Below are 13,852 nucleotides of genomic sequence, written 5' to 3' on the forward strand. Positions count from 1 at the left end.
CGCTGCACAAGCAGCGTTCCGGGCATATGCGTCAGTACCACCGCCGCCCCGCCGCATGACCCGCGAGGGTTATACGCGAAAGGGCACACCCTGCCGGCTGAAGACCGAACGCGGCCAGCGGCGCTGTCGGTTTCACGGCGGATGCAGCACCGGGTCGAAGACGCCGGAAGGCAAGGATTGCCGAGGCGCAGCGACGGCGTTGGGCACAATGGAGAGCCTCCAGGGACAAGCCTGAAGGCCTGCGAAGCCAGGCGGGCAGGACCGTTGCAAGCTGCATGTCGCCCGTTGGACGCGTGAGGCGCGCATATCACCGGGGCCAATTTGCGCAGCCTGCGGCAAGCTGAGGGATGGACCCTGCGCAAGGCTCGACCCGCACCGGCACACACAGACGCAACTTGCGCAGGGGCTCGGCCTGCATCTGCCGAGGTCGGGTCATGTCGCCCTCAGTCAATTTGTATCAAACACCCGGAACGAGCGACCGTTTGACTTGCATCAAGGCCCTCTGGTTGTCACAGGACAAGGATTGGTCCGCAGAAACGACAGCGCCGCTGTCGAAAACCAGTGGAGAGAACCATGGCGGGACCAAATTCAAGTGGCGGCGGAGGCGACAATCTGGGGGAGCTCTACGGCGACCTTTGGGTGGTGGTGCGGGATTTCGATCCATCCGATGGTGGCGGAAACGGAGAGCCCGTGCTGGATGAGAATGGCCAGATCGTGCCAATCGGATACAATCCGGAAACGGGCGAAACCTTTCCGATCTACTTCGTCGAAGGCATAGAAGAGGATTACGAGGTTCCACCCGATCTGTTGCCCTACATCCAGGAGATTGAGCTCGAGCGAGCGAACATCATCCGGGCGCCCGACAACGTGATGGAAAATGCGCTGGCCGAGGCGCTGGCCAAGATCGACGCCGGGACGGAAATCACCGCCGAGGCATCGGGCCGCATCATGGTCGACGGGGTTCTGATCGACTCGCCGCGCGAGAACGTGGCGCTCTACCAGCTGATCATGACGGCCGGCGGCGCCACCAGCTGGACAGAGGTGCAAGCCAATGCCGCGGCCGAACTGCCGCAACCGATCGCCGATCTGATCGCGTCGGGCTGGAATCCGACGGGCCTGCTCGCCGGCGTCTTTTCGAAGTTCAATGCGATCAGCCTCGACGCCGTGATCACGTCGCACACGCTGATGGGCGTGAACGAGGTCACCGGGTCGGGCGAAACGCTCAACATCGATCACTTCGGCTTCACCGACGGCGTGAACGAGACCTTCGACTATGACCGGGTTGCGACCTATGGCGATGTCTGGATGCGGTGGTATCAGGATCTGGACGGGAATCCGGCCAATCTCGAGGCCGTGCAGCGCACGCTGCTCGACGTCATCTGGGGGGAGGACCTCAACGGCGACGGTGTCAACGATGTCGGCAGCGGGGTGGGCTGGACGGACGAGTACCTGGCGCTTTCGGATGATGGCCAGAGTTTCGTGATGGCCGAAGGGTCCGCAGCCGGCATCAACGACTGGGCCCAATCGGTGGAAGATGCCCGCCAGGCCATCTACGTGCTGCACGAATACATCGGCGCCGAAGAGGTTGAAGCGCCCCCGGTTCTCGACGAGATCCTCACAGGCACCCTGGTCGCCGATCTTCTGGCCGGCTGGGGTGGCGATGACGTGCTGTACGGGCTCGCTGGCGACGACACCCTGGAAGGGGGCGATGGCAACGATACGGTCTACGCCGGCGACGGCGACGATCTCATCGACGGTGGAGCCGGAGATGACCTCCTTCGTGGTGCCTCGGGCGCCGATACGCTTTACGGCGATGTCGGCAACGACACCATCAAGGGCAATACCGGCGCGGACTTGATCTTCGGCAACGAGGGCGACGATCTGATCGGCGGCGGCATGCAGGCCGACACGATCTTTGGCGGCTTCGGCAATGACACGATCTGGGGCGGTCTCGGCACGGACCTGGTCTACATGAACGACGGCGACGACGTGTTCAACGATCACGCCCAGTTCACGGCCTATGGCGATGACAAGGTCTTCGGCGGTGATGGTAACGATACGTTCAATGGGGTCGGCGGCAACGACTCGTATGACGGCGGCAACGGCAACGACCGCCTGCTGGGTGCGGTGGGCGATGACCAACTGACCGGCGGCGCCGATGCGGATGTGTTCGCCTTCGTGTCGGGCGCGGGCCACGGCGACGACACGATAACCGACTTCGAGGACGGGATCGACCGGATGGAGGTCTCCGGCGCGGTTTTCGGCGACCTGACGATCTCGGATGCCGGCGGCAACGCGCTGGTGGCTTGGGCCGACGGTTCGGTCACGCTTCTGGGCATCTCCGACGCGCTGATCACCTCGGACGATTTCCTCTTCGTCTGATCCGTCCCACGAAATGACATGTGGCGGGCGCTACAGCGCCCGCCCTTTTCCTGGCAGCAGGCGCTCTGTTGCAGAAATCTCGCAAGAGATCGGTTTCGTGACTCCCGAGTGGTAGCAGGGTCTGAGCAGGCCGACGCCCCGACATACAGGACGAGGGCCTGATCGGCTATGCTATTCGTACGCAGGAAATCGTGAAGAAGCGGCGCGGCTTTGCGGGCTGGCGAGGGATTTTCAGGCGAGAGTCCCGGGGAAATCCAATGCAACCCGCGTCAAGGACCGGAATATGATGGAGGATGCAAAAGCCATCCATGCCATTTTCTGAATTTACGAGAATAAACTAAGCTTCTTAGTGGCGGAGAGACAGGCCGCCATAGGATAATCCGGCCTGTTCCGCAGAAGTCCCAAAATGTCTTGTTTAATTGGGGATATTGCACCTTCCCTTGTGCGTTACGTTCCGGCATGATCCGATGCAATCCACGTCAAGGTGGGGGATGTATCGGGGGATACGATGAGCAGCGAAAACATGCGCCGACCGGAAAAGGCTCTGTCGCCACGTTTCGTGGAAACCGTGTCTGACCCCGGCAAATACTTCGACGGACACGGGCTGTTCCTGCGGGTGGCGAAGAACGGCGCAAAGCAATGGGTGCAGCGCATCACCATTCGCGGCAAGCGCACCGAACTCGGGCTGGGAAGCCCGCCTGCCGTGCCGCTCAAGATGGCGCGGGAACAGGCGCTGTTGAACCGGGGCAAAGCGATGCTGGGTGGCGACCCGCTGGCCGAGAAGCGCAAGGCGCGCGAGGGCATGACCTTCTCGGATGCCGTGGACAAATACCTTGCCGCGAAGCTGTCGGAATTCAGGAACGAAAAGCACCGCAAGCAATGGCGCTCGACGCTGGACGCCTACGCCGCGCCAGTCATCGGGCCGAAGCTGGTTTCGGAAATCGATGTGCAGGACGTGCTGCGCGTGCTGGAACCGATCTGGAAGGACAAGACCGAAACTGCATCCCGCCTGCGCGGGCGGATCGAAAACGTGCTTTCCTGGGCGACGGTGGCGGGGCATCGGACCGGCGATAATCCCGCCCGCTGGAAAGGCAACCTGTCCGAAACCCTGCCGAAGCCCGCGAAGGTGGCGAAGGGCGACAATCAGCCGGCTCTGGCGCTTTCTGACGTGTCGCGGTGGTGGGCCGATCTGCGGCAACGCGACGGCATGGCGGCGCGGGCACTGGAATTCCTGACGCTGACCGCCGCACGCTCGGGTGAGGTGCGGGGCATGACGTGGGATGAAATCGACCTTGGACGCCGGGACAAAACCGACGCAACCGACAAAACCCCCGCTGCGAATCCCGCGAATTCTGCGAATTCAGGCGCGGTCTGGACCGTTCCGGCTTCTCGGATGAAGAACGGGCGGGAACATCGTGTGCCGCTGACGCCCGAGGCCGTGGCGCTGCTGGAAGCCCTGCCGCGCATGGACGGCTCGCCTTTCGTGTTCTTCGCGCCGCGTGGCGGGATGCTGTCGGATATGTCCATTTCCGCCGTCATGCGACGGATGCAGGAGGCTGAGGTGAAGGCGAAGCGCAGGGGTTACCTGGACCCGCGCAACAAGCGTCCTGCCGTGCCGCACGGGCTGCGCTCGACCTTCCGGCAATGGGCGGCAGAACGGGGCTATCCGCGAGACATGGCCGAAATCGCGCTGGCGCACTGGATCGGTTCGGAGGTGGAACGCGCCTATCAGCGGGCCGACATGCTCGACCGGCGGCGGGATATGATGGCGGATTGGATTGCGCATCTTTGTAGCGAGACGGCGCAGGCAAGCAAAGTGTCCAACATTCGACGCTAGGCTTTGCGTTAGTTGCTAGGCCGCACACAACTTATATGGACAGTCACACCGCGTTTGCCTTTACAGAAGGGTGGATGATGTAGGAAACTAACAGCGCATCTAGGCAACCGTGCGCTTAGGTGCGCCCTATGCCGTCACGGCAATGACGTCACAGGGCGCTGTAAGGGTTATGTGTACGTCCCCTGACGGCATTCTGCACGCCAACGAATTCTGAGCAAGTCTTGACTTTTCCCGTAACGTCTACGTGCGACAGTTTTGCTCATGCAGGGGAACGGGACATCAGGGTGCTCAGGATGAACCTTGAGGTGGCTGTATGCAACCGCTTGTATTGCGGCGACGTGCCGTCGAGCAGATGACCGGGCTCTCCCGTTCTACGATCTACGCAAAGATGGCTGACGGAACCTTTCCCAAGCAGGTGAAGCTGGGCAAGCGCGCCGTTGCTTGGCGCGAATCGGATATTGTGGAGTGGCTCAACAGCCTGGAATCGGGCAGCGCGGCCTGATCCATGTCGGGCAAAAAGAATGCGCCGTGCAGCGGTCAGGCTGGCACGGCGCGGGATATTCCGTTTGCGGCTGCGACGGACACCCAAAATGTATCAACCCGGCGCGTCAGACGCCAGAGCAATGGCACGCCCTATCGCGTCACGCCCAGCGCGGGCGACCCCTTCCGTATCGTGGTTGGGGGCCGTGTCCGGTGGGCGCTCGACCGGCTTCGGGCGGCAAACGATAGGGGCTGCACGCCGATAACCGAACCCGCCCCCCGCTGGGCCGCCTACGTTCATTCCCTGCGCGAACTCGGGGTTGAAATCGAGACGGTAGCGGAACCGCATGGCGGCGAATTCTCGGGCCACCATGCGCGGTATGTCCTGCGCTGTCAGGCCGCCCCGGACTGGAAGGGGGGCGCGGAATGCTGATCCTTCTTCTTCTGCTTTGCGGCGTTCCTCTGTCACAGGCCATAACCGTTGCCTTGCCCTGCTACGCGCTTCTCGTGCTGATCCTGTGGGAGGGCGAGGCATGAACCGGCTTCGAATCCTTTACCTTCGCCGCCTTCACGGACTGACCGAGGCACAGGCGCAGGCAATCGCCGCCCTGATCTGGGGGATGGGCCAGTGACGGACGCACGCGACCTGACATTGCAACTCGGGGGCAAATGGTATCGCCGCTATGGCAGCGCGCCTTGCCCGGTTTGTCAGTCCGAGGGCCGGAAGGGGCAGAACGCCCTGACGCTGCAAGACGGCACGTGCGGGCGGTTGCTGGCCCATTGCAAGAAATCGCATTGCGACTTTCGGGACATTCTGGTGGCGGCAGGTGTCGCCCCCGGAGACTATCGCGCGCCCGATCCGCGCGAACTCGCCCGCCGGGAGGCGGAGCACCGGGCCGAGGCCGTCAAGAAAGCGCGACAGGCCGAATACACCTGGCAGGAAGCGCAGCCGATAGGCGGCACCATCGCGGAAACCTACCTGCGCGGGCGGGGCATCACCTGCGGCCTGCCGGAAACCCTGCGGTTTCATCCGGCTTGCTGGCACGGGCCGACCGCCAAGCGGTATCCCGCCCTGGTGGCTCTGGTGGAAGGCGGTGACGGTTTCGCGGTGCATCGCACCTACCTGCGCGCGGATGGCACCGGCAAGGCGGCGCTCGACCCCGACAAGGCCATGCTCGGGGCCGTCTCTGGCGGCGCTGTGAGGCTGTCAGAGGCACCGGGCGCGCTAGTGGTGGCCGAGGGAATAGAAACCGCCCTGTCGCTTGCCTGCGGGCTTCTCCGCGCCCCTGCGACGATCTGGGCGGCTTTGTCCACGTCAGGAATGCGCGGCCTGCGACTTCCGACAAATCCGGCGCGGCTGACAATCGCAACCGATAGCGACGACAAGGACGGCGCGGGCAAGGCCGCTGGTGTCGCCTTGGCCGAACGGGCGCACGCGCTCGGGTGGGCCGTGTCGCTTCTTCCCGCGCCGGATGGGCGCGACTGGAATGATATTCTGATGATGAAAGGGGATGCAGCATGAATGCCCCCGAACCAATCCCGTTCAACGCGGAAGGGCCGGAACCGCTGGTGCGGGAAATCGCCCCCGGCAAACCCTATCCCGTCGCAGCTCTGGGGCCGCTGCGCGCGGCTGTGGAGGCCGTGCAGGGCATGACGCAAGCCCCGGTGGCAATCCCGGCTGCATCGGCCCTGTCCGTCGCGTCTCTGGCCGTGCAGGGCTTCGCTGATGTGGAAGCCCTGGGCGGCACGCAACCCACATCGCTTTTCGTTCTGACCATCGCACAAAGCGGGGAGCGGAAATCCTCTTGCGACAAACGGTTGATGGCGGCGCTGCGTGACCATGAAATGCAACGGGCCAAGGCGCAGCGCGAGGCGCACGCAAGCTGGCAGAACGCGCACGCGCTCTGGAAAGGCGAACGCGACCGCATCATGCGAGAGGCCACGAAAGTTGCAGGCGAGAAAAAGGCGGCAGCGCGGGCCGATCTGGACGCGCTCGGGCCAGAACCCGCCGCGCCGCCCGGCGCCGACCTGACCGTAACGGAACCGACCTTCTCGGGCCTGTCGAAGCTGTTTCAATCGGGGCAACCGTCGCTGGGTCTTTTCCACGATGAAGGCGGGCAATTCCTGGGCGGGCATGCGATGAACAGCGACAATGCCCAATCCACGATGGCGGCGCTGAACGGGCTATGGGGCGAAGGCACGATAAAGCGCACGCGCTCGGGTGACGGGCATTCGACGCTCTACGGGCGGCGGTTGGCGGCGCACCTGATGGTGCAGCCCGTCATTGCACGCGCATTCCTGGCCGACCCTCTGGCGGCAGGCTCGGGCTTTCTCGCCCGCTTCCTGATCTGCGAACCGCCCAGCACCATCGGCACGCGGTTCTACGCGAATGAAAGACGGGATGAGGCCGCGCTATCCGCCTTCGCAGCGCGCCTTTCCATCATTCTGGAAACGCCCCTGCCAATGGACCCGGAAACCCGCGCCTTGCAGCCCCGCACTTTGCCGCTTTCGGCGGGGGCACGTTCCCTGCTGATCGGATTTTCGGACTCCATAGAAGCGTTGCAGGCAAAGGGGCGCGAACTGGCCCACATTACCGGCGCAGCATCGAAGGCGGCGGAACAGGCGGCGCGCATCGCGGGCGTGCTGACGCTCTGGCGCGACCTGGACGCAGCACAGGTGGAGGCGGGCGACATGGCCGATGCAATCGACCTGGCGCAATTCTACCTGTCCGAGGCTTCGCGCCTTGCCAGCGCGGCGACCATATCGGCGGAAACCGACCGGGCCGAAACCCTGCGGCGGTGGCTGCTGGAAAGCTGGCCGCATCCCGAGATTACAAGCGCCGAGGTGGTGAACCGGGGGCCGAACCAACTGCGCGAACGGGTGAAGGCGCACGCGGCGTTGTCGCTTCTCGAAAAGGCCGGGTGGCTTGTGGCGCTCGACCCGGGAACGGTGATCCGGGGCAAAGCCCGCAAGGCGGCATGGCGGATCGTGCGGGGCGTGTGCAATGTGGTTTGACGCACGGGCGGCATTGGCGCGGATCGAGGGCGGGGAACATCCCGCCCCCGAACCGCTCGACCGGCGGGATTCGCAGAATTCGCAGAATTCGCAGCCCCCCGCTGCTGAAACAGAAAAATACCCCGCCCAGCGCGCCCCGGCTCAATTCGCAGAATTCGCGGAATTCGCAACGGGCGAGCATCGAACCGCGCCGCCAACCTGCGCCGCCTGCGGCCTGGCCGACTGGCGGGTTTCGCTGACCGAACCGGACGGGCGCAAGCTGCATGTCGCCTGCTGGCAGCGCGAGGCGGGCATATGACCGGGGCCGATTTGCGCGCTGCACGACTGGCGCAAGGATGGAGCCTGCGCGAACTCGCCCGCCGTGCCGGTGTATCGCATCGGGCCGTTGCCTATTGGGAAGCCCGCCCGAGGATTGACCCGCGCGGGCACGCGCCGAAACTGCTGACAGAGGCGCTCGGACTGAGCCTGCCGGATAGTTATCGGACCAATACGCGCACGCGTGAAAGGGTCTTACCGATTTTTCTGCGCCATGCCGCAAACGGCGCGACCCAAGCCCGTGATCTGCGGCGCTCGAACGCGAAAAGGCACGCCCTGCCGTGCAAAGTCCGAACCCGGCAAGCGGCGCTGTCGGTTTCACGGCGGATGCAGCACCGGGCCTAGGACGCCGGAAGGCCGTGAACGTATCGCGGAAGCCCAGCGCAGGCGGTGGGCGGCATGGCGTGCCGCGCAGAAGCCTTCAACGGCTTCCGAACGCGAGGCGATTTGACCAAGAATTTCTTTTGCAATGACTGGAGACAAAGCGCGAACAAAGAATTCCGACTATTATTGTTTGGTTAGTTGGTGCCTCAGTGAGTTGTTCAAGTTGTGTTCGCAGGATTTTTCCTGCGCGGCGCACGACCTCTGTCCCTTGGTCATTTACGCGCCTCTTGGGTATTGATGACGCGCAGCCCGCGACCACTTCAAGGTCGCGGGTTTTTTTCTCTTTGCAAGAGAAACCTACATGCCAGAAGAAAGCTGCACGGGACCGCCGCGCCGCGCTTTCCTAATGCAGGAAAGCCCTAGAAATGAGCATGGCGGCGCGACATGGCTGAGACGGTATGCCTTCGCAAAATGTCTGTGCGCATTGAAGGTCACACGGGCAGATTCAGCTTTGTCGGCTGAAGGTCGGCTGATACCTTGAACGTAGTCCCGTTGGATTCGAGGTATTGTAATGATCAAGCTTTTCTTGCTGGCCTCGGTGCTGGCGTGTCTCAGTGTGGACCTTGCTCAAGCCAAGACAGTGATTTTGGATGCGATGGGTGAGTTGGGAGAGATCGTCCTCGATAACGATGAAATATTGACTGTCGAAGACGGCTTCTCGTTCCTCGCCTGCGATTATCATTATTGTGCACCGGGCGGCGACGTGATTACCATCGGGACTAGGACCGGTGACAGAAAATCTGAGCTCTCTTCTGTGTCAGGGAAGAGATTTGATTTAATCTCAGCGGACCTCTCAACCTTCGTGAGATATTGGCGCACAGGCTTTGGCGATCGGCTTTACAATACAGAATCTGACGGTCAGCCGTGCGGTTCTTCATGCGATTATTGGCAGTGGGCTTTCTACGAGAGCCTAACTTTTGAGAGCCTAGGGGTGCTGGGCTACCGTAACGGCAAGCTAGTTGCGGATGCCTATTTCTCTGATGGTGCTCAGGACTTCGAATTCGACAAAGCGTTCAGGAATCTGGATTCGGTGCAATTCGTGGCTCGTGTTCCTGATGCCCAAACAGGTTACTGGCCTCCGTCCGAAGAGCGCACCGAATATTGCTACGTAGCCTCAGGCAACCTATCTTGTTCTCGGATTTCTATTGATGAAATCATCCTTCGCCCCGTCCCGCTGCCTGCAGCCTTGCCGCTGAGCCTTGCAGGGCTGGGGCTTCTCGTGTTGGCTGGCAAACGCCGAAAGAAGGCGGCAGCATGAGTAAGCCGACACCCCGACTGGCAAGAACAGAAAGAGAGCCATAAGGTTCCGGCTTGGCGCTGCGAGGCCGTGGGTGGGGCAATTCTTTGCCGCAATGCCTTGGGAACCGGCGGTGGGCTGCCATTTTCGCGCATTCACAAAATGGAGATTTCGACTGCCGGTCAGCCGTGCCGAATATCTCGCTGACCTAGTAAAATCCGGCTATCATTGAATTTCAGCTGCTTAACCCGTCTGTGGGTGCCGATTTATCGAGGATGCGCCATGCCTGGACCCGACCCGCACGCCCTCTGGATCGAGAGCGACGAACCGCCTTACCGGGTTTGCTTCCAAGCCTATTTCTGGACCGGCAACAACGGCAACCGTAGGGCGCGCGCAAACGCAATCCTGCGCCGCCTGTATCACCGGGACTGGGTCTGCCGGTGGTGCGGCGACGATCTGCCCGACTATGTGCGGGCCGATGCGCTGTATTGTTGCCAAGGGTGTAGGAAGCGAGGCGCGCGAGAACGGCGCAAGGCGCGGGCTGATATGCAAGCTTGACGCTGGCTAATTTTCTCGCGGATTGAGCCAAACAAATCCAAGAGGACAACCAGATCTATAGGCAACTCTTCTCGACTATAGCGTTCCTTACTGCGGCGAAGCGGGCACGAAGCACACGCGCCTCTTGGTCTTGTCGCATCTGCGCGCCCATCGCGTAGCCGCTTGCATACGATCCGGCAATATTGGCCACTCCATACTGACCCTGTGAGGAAGTTAATCCCTGAGAACCATAAGGGCTTCCGCCGAAAAGCTGGATTTCCTCAGCCAGTAGCTTCCTCTCCGCAAGCAGTTGTTCGCATGACATAGACGCTACGGAAGCCGGGGCGCTCGGAGCAGGTATGGTTTGCTGTGTGGAAGTTGTAGTTTGGCAGGCCACCAAGAGGCAGACGGAAGCCAATGAAATCGCGAATTCTTTCGTCATGGATCAAACCTCAAAAATACGAATCCCACTCGACCTTAAGATAGGCTGACAAAGGCTTGTGAAGAAATCTAGCCGCTACAAGGCGGGCGCATCGCGAAGTGGCTAGTCGGGCTAGATCGAGACAAGCCACGCTTTCCATATGCAGGAAAGGTCAGGGCAGCGACGCGACGCGCTTTCCTTAAAGCAGGAAAGCCCGAAGACAGCGCACGGCGCTGCGTTCTGGACCGGTATCGTCAGGCAAACATTCCAGCGAAATCCGGGGCAGTCCGCGTCACGGTGGGGGACATGATGGGGGATGGTAAAAAATCCGATGCCGTTTTGATTTTTAGATTCAATGACATGCGTGATTTTTGTGGCGGAGAGACAGGGATTCGAACCCTGGGTGGACTTGCGCCCACAACGGTTTTCGAGACCGCCCCGTTCGACCACTCCGGCACCTCTCCGCGGGGGTCTTGGTGGCGCAGCGTGTAGCCAATGCCGTGCGCGCATGCAACACCCAAAATCGGCTCTTTTCCGCGACCTCGCGCAAAGCGTGATCGGCCCGCCCTTGGAAATCGCCGCCGTCGCCGGTAGGGTGCGTGCGATTTCCTGACAGGAGCCTTCATGCTGCGCCGTCTCGTGCCGATTCTCTGCCTTGTCGTCCTTGCCCTGCCGCTGCGCGCGCAGACCGTGGATGCGTTGTTCGACCAGCTGCGCCTTTCCGAGATGATCGAGGTCATGCGCGAGGAGGGGCTTGATTATGGCCGGGAACTGGGCACCGACATGTTCGCCGGCGGCTCCAATCCGCAATGGACCGCGATCCTCGACCGGATCTATGATACCGGGCGGATGGAGGCGCTGGTGCGCGCCCGCTTTGACGCGTCGCTGACCGGAACGGACATCGCGCCGCTGTCCGACTTCTTCACCACCGAGACCGGGCAAGAGATCGTCGCGCTGGAACTGGGCGCGCGGCAGGCGATGATCGACTCCGCTACCGAGGAGGCGGCGCGCCAGACCTTCCGCGAGCGCGAGAACCAGGACGGGACCCGGATGGAGCAGGTGACCGCCTTCGTCGAGGCAAACGACCTGATCGAGACCAACGTGGCCGGGGCGCTGAACGCCTCGTATCGCTTCTATGCCGGGCTGGTCGAAGGCGGTGGGCTGGAGATGTCGGAATCCGAGATCCTGGCCGATGTCTGGTCGCAGGAGGAGGACACGCGAGGCGACACGCGCGAATGGCTCTTTGCCTACCTGCTGATGGCGTATGAACCGCTGTCGGACGACCAGATGGCGGCGTATCTCGATCTTGCGCGCAGCCCCGAGGGGCAGGCGCTGAACCGGGCGCTATTCGATGCGTTCAACCGGATGTATGACGACATCTCCTACGCGCTGGGGCTTGCCACGGCGCAGCAGATGCAGGGGCAAGACCTGTAATCAGGTGGGCCTTTGCGGCTTGACAGCGACGTGGACGACGGCCATACAGCGCCCACTCGGGACGGGGCCTTGGCCCCGCCTTTGTGTTTTTTACAATGACGGTTCCGCGAGGAACGCGCTGTTCGAGGCGGGCATGGATGCCCACAACACCCGGCGACGGGGGCCGAAGGACGCGGCAGACAAGAAGGACGACGCGCATGTTCGCGGTGATGAAGACCGGCGGCAAGCAATACAAGGTCCAGTCGGGCGATACGCTCCGGGTGGAAAAGCTGGCCGCAGACGCGGGTGAAACCGTGCAGTTCAACGACATCCTCATGCTGGGCGGCGACTCTGTCGTCATCGGCAGCCCGCTGGTGGCCGGTGCCGCCGTGCAGGCCGAGGTGATCGACCAGATCAAGGGTGACAAGCTCATCCACTTCGTGAAGCGCCGCCGCAAGCACAGCTCGCAGCGCACAAAGGGCCACCGCCAGCAGTTGACCCTGCTCAAGATCACCGAGATCCTGGCCGACGGCGCCGACAAGACCGGCGTCAAGGCCGCGATGGGCGCGGGTTCCGTTCCCGCCGCCGCCAAGGCAGCCGCTCCGGCCAGCGCCAAGCCGGCCAAGGCCGCCGCAGCACCCGCGGCCGCAGGCGACGACCTGACGCAGATCACCGGTGTCGGCCCCGCCGCCGCCAAGAAGCTGAACGAGGCCGGTATCACGACCTTCGCACAGCTTGCCGCCGTGGACCCCGAGACCTTCGAGGCCACCAAGGTCAAGCCCGAATGGGTCGACCAGGCCAAGACCCTGGTCTGAGTTAGAAGGAGAGACACTCATGGCACACAAGAAAGCTGGCGGTTCCTCCCGCAATGGTCGCGACTCTGCCGGTCGCCGTCTGGGCGTAAAGCTCTACGGTGGACAGGCCGCGATCCCCGGCAACATCATCATCCGTCAGCGCGGCACCAAGTTCTGGCCGGGCGCGGGCGTTGGCATGGGCAAGGATCACACGATCTTCGCCACTTCCGAGGGCTCCGTGACCTTCCACAAGGGCCTCAAGGGCCGCACCTTCGTATCGGTGCTGCCAATGGCGGAGGCCGCCGAGTAAGCCGACCTTAACGGTTTTGAACCAGAAGGGGATCGGCGGAACGGCCGATCCCCTTTGCCGTTCAGGGGCCACGCGCCCGTCGCACCGCTGCCAAAATGGCGGTGCAATTTGGCGGCGCGCTTCATCGCACGGGAACAGGAGGGTGCCGATGAGCCTTGCCACGATCACGGAACAGCCCGTCATCACGACGGATCGGTTCATGCTGCGTCCGCCGCGCCTGTCGGATATCGGTCTGCTGGACCTGTATGCCGGCGACGCCCGCGTGGCGCGCATGACGACATGGATCCCGCATCCGCTTCCGCCCGGCGCCTGCGAGGCGATGGTCGCCCGCGCCCAGGCTCCGAAGCGGGTCGAGGACATCTGGGTGATGGACGGCACGCCGGAGGGCGCGTCGGAACTGATGGGGGTCATCTCGCTCGAGCGGATGGATGCCCGCCAGTCAGAGATCAGTTACTGGGTGGCGCCGCCGTTCTGGAATACCGGGCTGGCCTCGGACGCGGTGCGCGCCCTGGTCGAGGCGAACCCGCTGCGCTGTGCAACGCTGTTCGCCAGCGTGTTCCAGGACAACGCCGCTTCGGCGCGCGTTCTGGTGAATTGCGGCTTCGACTATATCGGCGATGCCGAGGCGCATTCGGTGGCACGCGGCGCCACCGTGCCGACGTGGACCTACCTGCGCAAACTGGGTTGACGCAGGACCAGCGCAGCGCCCCCGGCTGATCCTGCCACA

At 62.9% G+C, this 13,852-nt stretch carries 15 protein-coding genes and 1 tRNA gene; 15 read left to right on the top strand and 1 reads right to left on the bottom strand.

Features of this window, described 5'->3' with window-relative positions; genetic code table 11:
* Positions 1 to 55 precede the first annotated feature (55 nt).
* The 11 genes from KB874_RS23340 to KB874_RS00135 all read left to right on the top strand — a co-directional run bounded on the left by KB874_RS23340 (position 56) and on the right by KB874_RS00135 (position 9,671).
* On the top strand, positions 56 to 235 hold the full coding sequence (locus KB874_RS23340) for an HGGxSTG domain-containing protein (RefSeq protein WP_428849217.1): 180 nt from the start codon (positions 56 to 58) through the stop codon (positions 233 to 235).
* A gap of 338 nt (positions 236 to 573) precedes the next feature.
* Positions 574 to 2,382 carry a calcium-binding protein gene (locus KB874_RS00100; protein WP_212534503.1) on the top strand — a complete coding sequence of 603 codons (1,809 nt, stop codon included), beginning with the start codon at positions 574 to 576 and terminating at the stop codon, positions 2,380 to 2,382.
* Positions 2,383 to 2,905: 523 nt separating this feature from the next.
* Positions 2,906 to 4,219 (top strand): tyrosine-type recombinase/integrase, encoded by a 1,314-nt coding sequence (locus KB874_RS00105; protein WP_346346503.1) that lies wholly within the window; start codon positions 2,906 to 2,908, stop codon positions 4,217 to 4,219.
* A 313-nt stretch (positions 4,220 to 4,532) separates the two neighbouring features.
* Entirely contained in the window at positions 4,533 to 4,721 is a 189-nt protein-coding gene (locus KB874_RS00110) for a helix-turn-helix transcriptional regulator (protein WP_212534505.1), read from the top strand.
* Between the two features lie 3 nt (positions 4,722 to 4,724).
* Positions 4,725 to 5,132 carry a winged helix domain-containing protein gene (locus KB874_RS23345; RefSeq protein WP_428849218.1) on the top strand — a complete coding sequence of 136 codons (408 nt, stop codon included), beginning with the start codon at positions 4,725 to 4,727 and terminating at the stop codon, positions 5,130 to 5,132.
* Positions 5,133 to 5,327: 195 nt separating this feature from the next.
* Positions 5,328 to 6,221, top strand: coding sequence for a DUF7146 domain-containing protein (locus tag KB874_RS00115; protein WP_346346491.1), 894 nt, complete (start codon positions 5,328 to 5,330; stop codon positions 6,219 to 6,221).
* Positions 6,218 to 7,714 carry a YfjI family protein gene (locus KB874_RS00120; RefSeq protein ID WP_212534506.1) on the top strand — a complete coding sequence of 499 codons (1,497 nt, stop codon included), beginning with the start codon at positions 6,218 to 6,220 and terminating at the stop codon, positions 7,712 to 7,714. The genes KB874_RS00115 and KB874_RS00120 overlap by 4 nt, the downstream gene beginning before the upstream one ends.
* A gap of 13 nt (positions 7,715 to 7,727) precedes the next feature.
* On the top strand, positions 7,728 to 8,012 hold the full coding sequence (locus KB874_RS00125) for a hypothetical protein (protein WP_212534507.1): 285 nt from the start codon (positions 7,728 to 7,730) through the stop codon (positions 8,010 to 8,012).
* Complete coding sequence (locus tag KB874_RS23350; protein ID WP_212534508.1) at positions 8,009 to 8,374, top strand: helix-turn-helix domain-containing protein; 366 nt, start codon at positions 8,009 to 8,011, stop codon at positions 8,372 to 8,374. The genes KB874_RS00125 and KB874_RS23350 overlap by 4 nt, the downstream gene beginning before the upstream one ends.
* Positions 8,274 to 8,480 (top strand): HGGxSTG domain-containing protein, encoded by a 207-nt coding sequence (locus tag KB874_RS23080; protein WP_428849225.1) that lies wholly within the window; start codon positions 8,274 to 8,276, stop codon positions 8,478 to 8,480. Before KB874_RS23350 ends, KB874_RS23080 begins: the two co-directional genes overlap by 101 nt.
* 444 nt (positions 8,481 to 8,924) lie before the next feature.
* Positions 8,925 to 9,671, top strand: a complete 747-nt coding sequence (locus KB874_RS00135; protein ID WP_212534509.1) for a hypothetical protein — start codon at positions 8,925 to 8,927, stop codon at positions 9,669 to 9,671.
* Positions 9,672 to 10,982: 1,311 nt separating this feature from the next.
* Here the strand turns inward: KB874_RS00135 and KB874_RS00140 are convergent.
* Positions 10,983 to 11,072: transfer RNA gene (locus KB874_RS00140), tRNA-Ser, on the bottom strand.
* Positions 11,073 to 11,232: 160 nt separating this feature from the next.
* Between KB874_RS00140 and KB874_RS00145 the strand changes: the two genes are divergently transcribed.
* The 4 genes from KB874_RS00145 (at position 11,233) to KB874_RS00160 (ending at position 13,813) form a co-directional block, all read left to right on the top strand.
* Positions 11,233 to 12,042 (top strand): DUF2059 domain-containing protein, encoded by an 810-nt coding sequence (locus KB874_RS00145; protein ID WP_212534510.1) that lies wholly within the window; start codon positions 11,233 to 11,235, stop codon positions 12,040 to 12,042.
* A gap of 197 nt (positions 12,043 to 12,239) precedes the next feature.
* Positions 12,240 to 12,836: a 50S ribosomal protein L21 gene (locus KB874_RS00150; RefSeq protein ID WP_212534511.1), complete on the top strand. Its 597-nt coding sequence runs from the start codon at positions 12,240 to 12,242 to the stop codon at positions 12,834 to 12,836.
* A 19-nt stretch (positions 12,837 to 12,855) separates the two neighbouring features.
* A complete protein-coding gene (rpmA, locus tag KB874_RS00155) occupies positions 12,856 to 13,125 on the top strand; it encodes a 50S ribosomal protein L27 (RefSeq protein ID WP_212534512.1) in 270 nt (89 codons plus the stop codon).
* A gap of 148 nt (positions 13,126 to 13,273) precedes the next feature.
* Positions 13,274 to 13,813, top strand: a complete 540-nt coding sequence (locus KB874_RS00160; RefSeq protein WP_212534513.1) for a GNAT family N-acetyltransferase — start codon at positions 13,274 to 13,276, stop codon at positions 13,811 to 13,813.
* Positions 13,814 to 13,852 lie beyond the last annotated feature (39 nt).

The organism is Thetidibacter halocola (genome assembly GCF_018224955.1).
Taxonomy (GTDB): domain Bacteria; phylum Pseudomonadota; class Alphaproteobacteria; order Rhodobacterales; family Rhodobacteraceae; genus Thetidibacter; species Thetidibacter halocola.

Coding starts and splice junctions, on each gene's coding strand:
- KB874_RS23340 (WP_428849217.1), top strand. CDS start 56: ATGACCCGCGAGGGTTATACGCGAAAGGGCACACCCTGCCGGCTGAAG.
- KB874_RS00100 (WP_212534503.1), top strand. CDS start 574: ATGGCGGGACCAAATTCAAGTGGCGGCGGAGGCGACAATCTGGGGGAG.
- KB874_RS00105 (WP_346346503.1), top strand. CDS start 2,906: ATGCGCCGACCGGAAAAGGCTCTGTCGCCACGTTTCGTGGAAACCGTG.
- KB874_RS00110 (WP_212534505.1), top strand. CDS start 4,533: ATGCAACCGCTTGTATTGCGGCGACGTGCCGTCGAGCAGATGACCGGG.
- KB874_RS23345 (WP_428849218.1), top strand. CDS start 4,725: ATGTCGGGCAAAAAGAATGCGCCGTGCAGCGGTCAGGCTGGCACGGCG.
- KB874_RS00120 (WP_212534506.1), top strand. CDS start 6,218: ATGAATGCCCCCGAACCAATCCCGTTCAACGCGGAAGGGCCGGAACCG.
- KB874_RS23350 (WP_212534508.1), top strand. CDS start 8,009: ATGACCGGGGCCGATTTGCGCGCTGCACGACTGGCGCAAGGATGGAGC.
- KB874_RS00135 (WP_212534509.1), top strand. CDS start 8,925: ATGATCAAGCTTTTCTTGCTGGCCTCGGTGCTGGCGTGTCTCAGTGTG.
- KB874_RS00145 (WP_212534510.1), top strand. CDS start 11,233: ATGCTGCGCCGTCTCGTGCCGATTCTCTGCCTTGTCGTCCTTGCCCTG.
- KB874_RS00150 (WP_212534511.1), top strand. CDS start 12,240: ATGTTCGCGGTGATGAAGACCGGCGGCAAGCAATACAAGGTCCAGTCG.
- rpmA (WP_212534512.1), top strand. CDS start 12,856: ATGGCACACAAGAAAGCTGGCGGTTCCTCCCGCAATGGTCGCGACTCT.
- KB874_RS00160 (WP_212534513.1), top strand. CDS start 13,274: ATGAGCCTTGCCACGATCACGGAACAGCCCGTCATCACGACGGATCGG.